The following is a 1,312-nucleotide window of genomic DNA, read 5'->3' as shown; positions in this document are numbered from 1 at the left end:
TGGGCGGTGCGGCGTGCAAAGTGCGTAGATTTTTAGAACATTAAAATCAGCCTAGATTTTTTTGGTTCGTTTTTTCATCAATGGAAAAAATGAACAGACGGAATGCTTAGGCTTGCTAGAACTATTCTTTAAAATAAGAAAAGAACTATGTGTCTACAATCCCACCCAGATCATTAAAAACCCAAATGCCCCTCAACTAAGACAATCCCCAAATTTTTTCATTGGTACATTAATTAATTGTTACATTAACCAATTGGTACATTATCAAATCCCCCTCCCCCATCAAAAAAACAAGCAACCCCTTCAAACAGTCATAATTTTGCTAACAATCCCCCTGTTTTTTACGGTATAGAATCAAAAAACAGGACAAAATAAACGTACTAAAGAAGACCAAGCCTACCAAAAATCATCAAAACCAGCTTCTAAAAAACCTCTAGTTTTACCCAAATAATGCATTTCATCGAATAAAAATGTCCTTTTGTCGATGGTATTCGATTTTTTTATAGCTTTACTAGGCTTCGCCAAAATAGCTGCACAGGATTTTATGACGCAAAACAGCTATTAGAAGCCCCAAAAACCACAACGATGAAAAAGTCAATCTTCATAATATTTTTAGTTTCTTACTTGCCTTTTCTAAGCGCACAGAACGATCGTTCTTCCGCTTCTCACAATATAAACATCACCATTCCAGAAATTGCCCTGCTCGATATTTATAACGGACAAACAGGCAGCAATGTCGATGTGGTGAACCTAAATGTAAGCAACGACAACAATACCGAAGCCGGACAATACAACCTAACCAATGTCAGCTATGGCGATATATGGCTTAACTATACCAGTGTGGTAGGCGACGAAGCCAATGGCTACCAGCCATCTCGAGAAATTACGGTTCAACTAGAGCCAGAAAGCTCCTTTCCGGCGGGACTCGATTTAAGGGTTACGGCCGAAACGCCTAGGATAGTACAAGGGGGCGGCAGCGAAACTTCGGGCGGTAACGTTACCCCAGGGGGAGTGGCACTAGGCAGCAGCAATGCCGCCGGAGTAGAAGTGACCTTGGTAAAAGACATTAAAAGCGTCTATACCGGGGATGGTGCCAATGGGGTCCGACTCACCTATACCCTAGAACAAAAAGACAACTTTTCCCTCGTTCAAGCAGGCAACTACCAGGCAGTCATCAGGTTTATGCTTACGGATTTGTAAAACTGTTATGGAGTTATCGAGTTATCTTGTTATCAAGTTATGAATATGTTGTGCTTTTATTTTTCCCTATCCCTGCCCTATTTTAATTTTCGTTCAAATCAAGTACTTTTTA

The 1,312-nt window shown here is 40.5% G+C and carries 1 protein-coding gene; it reads left to right on the top strand.

Annotated elements, in window-relative coordinates:
- The first annotated feature begins 585 nt into the window (after positions 1-585).
- Entirely contained in the window at positions 586-1,200 is a 615-nt protein-coding gene (locus BUA16_RS18155; RefSeq protein ID WP_072766114.1) for a hypothetical protein, read from the top strand.
- Positions 1,201-1,312: the final 112 nt, after the last annotated feature.

Origin of the sequence: Arenibacter nanhaiticus (genome assembly GCF_900141935.1) — a bacterium.
Taxonomy (GTDB): Bacteria; Bacteroidota; Bacteroidia; order Flavobacteriales; family Flavobacteriaceae; genus Arenibacter; species Arenibacter nanhaiticus.
The sequence above is the reverse complement of the archived record's forward strand: the minus strand, read 5'-3'. Positions and strand labels throughout refer to the sequence as shown.